Origin of the sequence: Haloarchaeobius salinus (genome assembly GCF_024464185.1) — an archaeon.
Lineage (GTDB): Archaea > Halobacteriota > Halobacteria > Halobacteriales > Natrialbaceae > Haloarchaeobius > Haloarchaeobius salinus.
The window spans coordinates 1-5,297 of sequence record NZ_JANHAU010000012.1 but is presented as its reverse complement, the minus strand read 5'-3'; the positions used below and the strand labels follow the sequence as shown (position 1 = coordinate 5,297).

Here is a 5,297-nt window from a genome sequence, read left to right as displayed (position 1 = left end):
TCACGACACCAAGGCCGTTTTCCTCCGTGATGAAGGTCGCCCGATCACCTGTCTGTTCGGCCAACGACTGCGTGAGGCCCTCGGCGATGGTGTACATGCCCTTTCTCATTCTCGCATGGCGGGACATTTGCATAAATCTGAGTCCTATATGGTAGTTTTCATCTTCCTTGACCACGTATCCATGAGATTTGAGGGTCGAAAGATAGCGATAGACCGTACTCTTGGAGACATCGAATTGGGAGGTCAGGTCTTCGATTGAGCATCCCTGTTTCTCCCGAATGAACTCCACTATCCGGAATGCCGTGTCCACAGACTGTATCGTGTCAGCGTTGGTTCCACTGCTCATCATGAGACTATAAACAGTCCAGGGTCTACTTCACTCTTTTGCACAATATGGGAATAGGCCCGGGAAATACAGGAAAAACCGGGTGTCTTCTCGTATATGTACACCATTAAGGGGAGATAGATTGTTCTGGTATATTGTGACACACATGCCATCCACAAACCGGCGAAGCTTCATCACGGCTATCGCAGGTGCCAGCACCCTGTCTTTAGCTGGATGTCTGGGATCGTCTGGATCATCCACCGTCCGTATGGGGTCTAGCACACAGGGAAGCGCGACCTTCGCAGCAACCCAAGCCCTGCAGAGCGTAGTCAGCGACAACGCAGATAACGTTGATATCTCTGCCCAGGAAACGTCAGGTTCGGGGGCTGGAAACTTCCGGCTCTACGATAACGGGGAGATCGATGGCGGTGGCTTCGACAATTTCGCAGCTGCACAGGCTGTGGACGGAACGGGAAGCTTTGCGGATCAGCCTGTCGACTCAGTTCCGTACCAGGGCTTCTTCTACGTGCTCCCACACACGTATCTCGTCTCGCTTCCCGATAGCGATATCGAAACAACCGACGATCTCTCGGGGAAGAACGTCTGGTTGAACCCGCCGGGAACGAGCGTGCGGCCACCCACGAACGCAGTATTCGAAAACGCAGGACTCTACGACCAGATCAATCCAATCGATATCAGCCGTGGCAGTCTGGCTGGAGCGATCGAGGAGGGTCGAATCGATGCTGTCGTCGTCTACGGAGCCAATTACAAGGCACTCCCCGGCTGGATAACCGAGCTCGATACTCGCTTCACCCTCTCTGCGGTCACCCCGACAGAGTCGTTCAAGCAGGCGATCAGGGACACCAGCGGCGTCGGGTACGAGGAAGTGAGCACCTACGGCTGGGAGCAAGATATCGGTGCCGACGAGATTGCCACGTGGACTATCGGTGCCCAGTTCCGTTTCGGTGACGGTGTCTCAACAGAAGCCGTACAAACGATCGCCCGGATCGCGTACGAACAGAACGAGTCAATCATCGAAGCAAACGGTCTCTTCCCCGCCTACGACAATCCATCTGATATGTTAGCCGCGACTCTCCCGGACCAGCCTGTTCATCCGGGGGTCGCGGAGTTCCTCAAGGAGGAGGGAGAGTGGGACGAGGAATTACCAATCGGAGAGATTTAGGTAGATGGAACGTAAAGCAATCGCTGCTCTCAGCATCCCGTTCTGGGCCTTCACTATCTTCTATGCGGTGTTCCAGCCGATGCCCCGGGCCAAGTTCGGCGTCGCGTTCCTCGGCGCGATTGTGACGATTTACGTCGTTGACGAGTTCATGTATGCCGACGAATCCCGCCCCCGTTACGAATCGGCCCTTCTCGTCGTGTCGGGTATCGTCGTATTGATAACCAGCATCTATCTGTTCGCTAACTTCGAAGTACTAATCTCTGAGCGGATCGGGTTCGCGCTCGCCCACGAGTACTGGATGGCGACCGCGTTTATCCTCGCGATGCTCTATCTCACCTACCGCGAATTCGGTGTCCTCTTCCTCTCGATTCTGCTCGGAGCTATCGTCTATGGACTGTTCGGGTCTGCTATACCTGGCGTTCTCGGACATGGGGGCATTTCACAGACCCGAATGCTGCGTGTGCTCGTAATCGAGATGGATGGGTTCTACGGGCAACTCACTAGGCTCGTTGCCGCCTGGCTCTCCCTGTTCCTCCTGTACGCGGGCCTCCTGAATGCGTACGGCGGATTCGACCTGATGATCAGACTGGCAGTCTACACCTCGAAGTACGTTCGCTCTGGGGTTGCCCAATCAGCCGTCATCTCCAGCATGATAATCGGCTCTATCAACGGTAGTACGGCCGCGAATACGGCGATGACGGGGTCGTTCACTATTCCATTGATGAAGAAGAACGGTCTGCGCTCCGAGACCGCCGGAGGAATTGAGTCCGTCGCCTCGACGGTCGGACAGGTCTTACCCCCGGTTATGGGTGCCGGGGCGTTCGTCATGGCCTCGCTCCTCGGGACAGATTACGGCAGCATCGTCATCGCTGGAACGTTGCCAGCGCTCATCCTGGTCGGTGCCATCGCCGTCGGCGTTCACTATACGGCGGTCGCACAGAGCGCGGGCGTCAACGTCGATGTCTCGGAATTCATCGACGGGGAGAAGTCCCGGACCGATATCGGAATCGAGAGCGTTCAGTTCGCCATTCCGTTCGTCATCTTGGTGTACACCCTGGGAATCGCTCAGTACACCGTCATTACCGCGGCGCTGTACACCGTGGTCTCGATGATTGCGACTGGCGTCGGCTTCCCGCTCTTGCAGTCGGCGCTCGGTTCCAGTTCCGTTCGGGCGACCGCGAAGCGGACCGCTCTCCAGACTGCCGAGGGCGCACGCATCGGCGTGCTCTCGCTTGCCGGCATCGCGATCATCATCGCCGCGATTGACGGTGTCGTGACCATCCTCCTGACGACCGGTGTTCCGTCAGCGCTGACGCTCGCGTTGATGGACATCTCCGGTGGGGTCCTCCTCGTCGCCGTCTTCATCGCGATGGTGGTCAGCATTATTCTCGGATTGGGAATGCCGACCGTGGCCGCCTATCTCATCGTCGCTCTGCTGATCGCACCGACGCTCAGCGGCGAGTTCGGTGTCCCCCCGATTGCCGCACACTTCTTCGTGTTCTACTGTGCGATTCTGGCGGCAATCACGCCACCGATTGCAACCTCCGTTGCAGTCGCGACCGGAATCGCCGAGAGCGATTTCTGGGGGACGAGTCTCGAGGCGATCAAGATTTCGCTTCCGCTATTCGTCCTTCCGTTTGCGTTCGTCTACAACCCCGAACTCGTCGCTGGCGGGGTCACGCCGGAGACGTTTATCTCCGCCGGTATCACGTTCGTCGGAGCAGTCAGCATCATCCACGGAATCAACTACATCCATCGTCCCTTTGGGTTCGCTGGATACGCTGACTGGGGACTGCGGTCACTCTTCGTCGGCGTCGGAGTCGTTACGATGGCCTACCCCAGTCTGGTGCTCCGCGGAGCACTTGCCGTTGCGATTGTCCTGGTGCTCGCACTGCAGCACCGGTCCAAACCGGACTGTCGGTCGACGACTGATGCCCACCCTGTACAGACCGAATGACTACCGAACACCGAAACTATCAGGCAACAAATGACAATAAATAACCGAATTTTCGAGGAGAAACGAACCGCGTGTGGAACGATTGAACGCAACGGCCCAGATGAAGTCACCGTCGGCAGCTATACGACCTGGGAACTCACCTACACAGCTGGCGAGCTTGGTATGGACGACGGGAGCACGCTGAAGGTCGCCACGAGCATGACGAGCGACTGGGGACATCCGCAGTTCGACGACCCAACTGCAGACCACTACTGCACGGTATCCACGAGCGGCGACGCCACTGTCAAGGCTCGGTTCGACCCAGATGGCCATACCCGCCCGGTCAAGCATGCCGTCGTCGTGGACATCTTCGATGGGTCGCTCGCCCCCGGTGAGACGGTCACCCTGACCCTCGGTGAGACGAGCGAGGGAAGTCTCGGCATTCGAACCCAGACGTTCCCCGAGACCGAATTTGTCTTCATCGGGCTCGTCGACCCGTTCGGGACGGCGGAGTTCGTCCGCCTCGAAGATGATCTGAGCGTCGACATCGTCCCCGGCTCCGCCACGGCGTTGGAAGCATTCGCGAGAGTTCGTGACGAAACGGTGGACATCTCTGCACGTGCAGTCGACGAGTGGGGGAACGTCTCGGAGAGTTACAGTTCACACATCGATGTCGAGTCCGAGACGGGTGGAGTTCTGGCCAGTGGTGACCTCACCAACGGCATCGCACATGCTACAGTCGAAACTCCCGAGACGACTGCTGACGAGGAACCCTTCCGGTTCACCGTCTCGGACGGTCGGTTCCAGGCGACGACCAATCCCGTCGTGCCGTCGAATCCGATTCGCTGGGGCGACCCCCACGGTCAGTCCGAGGAGACCGTCGGGACGGGATCCGTCGAGGAGTATTTCGACTTCGCCCGGGATGCTGCGTTCCTCGACTTCGTCTCCCACGTGGGTAACGACTTCCAGATTACGGACGAATTCTGGGAGCGTCTCCAGGGCGTTGTCGAGTCAGCCAACACGCCGGGCGAGTTCGTATCCTTCCTCGGCTACGAATGGTCGGCGAACACCCCAAATGGGGGCGATCACAACGTCTACTTCCGCGATGATTCAGCCGAGATTGTGCGGAGCTCCTACTGGCAACTTGAGGACGATAAGCGCTATCGGGGACTCACTTCGACTTCAGACCTGTACGACCACTACGAGGGTCGCGACGATGTCCTCATCATCCCACATTTGGGCGGTCGGCCGGCAACCATCGACGACATCGACGAATCGCTGACTCCGGCATTCGAGATCACGTCTGTCTGGGGTATCTTCGAATGGTTCGCCACCGAAGCGTTCGAAGCCGGTCACAGTCTCGGGTTCGTCGGTGGGAGCGATGACCACACAGGCAGACCTGGGGCGAGCCATCCAACCAATCATCCCTTCTTCCTTATCCGGGGCGGGTTGACTGGTGTCCCAACGAAGGAGCTCACTCGCGACGGACTATGGAACGCGTTGCAAGCGAGTCAGTGCTACGCCACGACCGGAGCACGCATCCACCTCGACGTCGATGTCGATGGGGCGTCTCTCGGTGAACACGTCACCGTCGACGGGACTTCCGAAATCGATGTCTCCGTCGCCGGAACTGGCCCCCTTACGGATGTCGACCTCTTTCGCGACGGCGAGTGTATCGACTCCGTCGACTGTACGACGGGTGCCAGTCGATACGAAATCCGGTGGTTCGGCACGCGACCACGAGTTCGAGATAAAGTCGTCGACTGGAGCGGCGGGCTCACACTCGACGCCGGTTCGTTCACCGATGTCGAACCCTTTGGCTTCCAGCATCCCGAACACGGGCTGACGTCGAC

General features: G+C 58.4%; 4 protein-coding genes. 3 read left to right on the top strand and 1 reads right to left on the bottom strand.

Annotated features, from left to right (window positions below):
• Positions 1 to 346: helix-turn-helix domain-containing protein (locus NO345_RS19525; protein WP_256302095.1), on the bottom strand; the 346-nt coding region annotated here is incomplete at its 3' end.
• Between the two features lie 145 nt (positions 347 to 491).
• On the opposite strand from NO345_RS19525, the gene NO345_RS19520 reads away from it, so the two are divergent.
• From NO345_RS19520 to NO345_RS19510, 3 genes are all read left to right on the top strand, one after another.
• Entirely contained in the window at positions 492 to 1,508 is a 1,017-nt protein-coding gene (locus tag NO345_RS19520) for a TAXI family TRAP transporter solute-binding subunit (protein WP_256302097.1), read from the top strand.
• Between the two features lie 4 nt (positions 1,509 to 1,512).
• On the top strand, positions 1,513 to 3,465 hold the full coding sequence (locus tag NO345_RS19515; protein WP_256302093.1) for a TRAP transporter permease: 1,953 nt from the start codon (positions 1,513 to 1,515) through the stop codon (positions 3,463 to 3,465).
• Positions 3,466 to 3,495: 30 nt separating this feature from the next.
• Positions 3,496 to 5,297, top strand: a 1,802-nt coding sequence (locus tag NO345_RS19510; protein ID WP_256302091.1) for a DUF3604 domain-containing protein, incomplete at its 3' end; no start/stop codon positions are given.

Excerpts from the sequence above, each read along its gene's own strand:
- NO345_RS19520 (WP_256302097.1), top strand. The coding sequence starts at position 492 with ATGCCATCCACAAACCGGCGAAGCTTCATCACGGCTATCGCAGGTGCC.
- NO345_RS19515 (WP_256302093.1), top strand. The coding sequence starts at position 1,513 with ATGGAACGTAAAGCAATCGCTGCTCTCAGCATCCCGTTCTGGGCCTTC.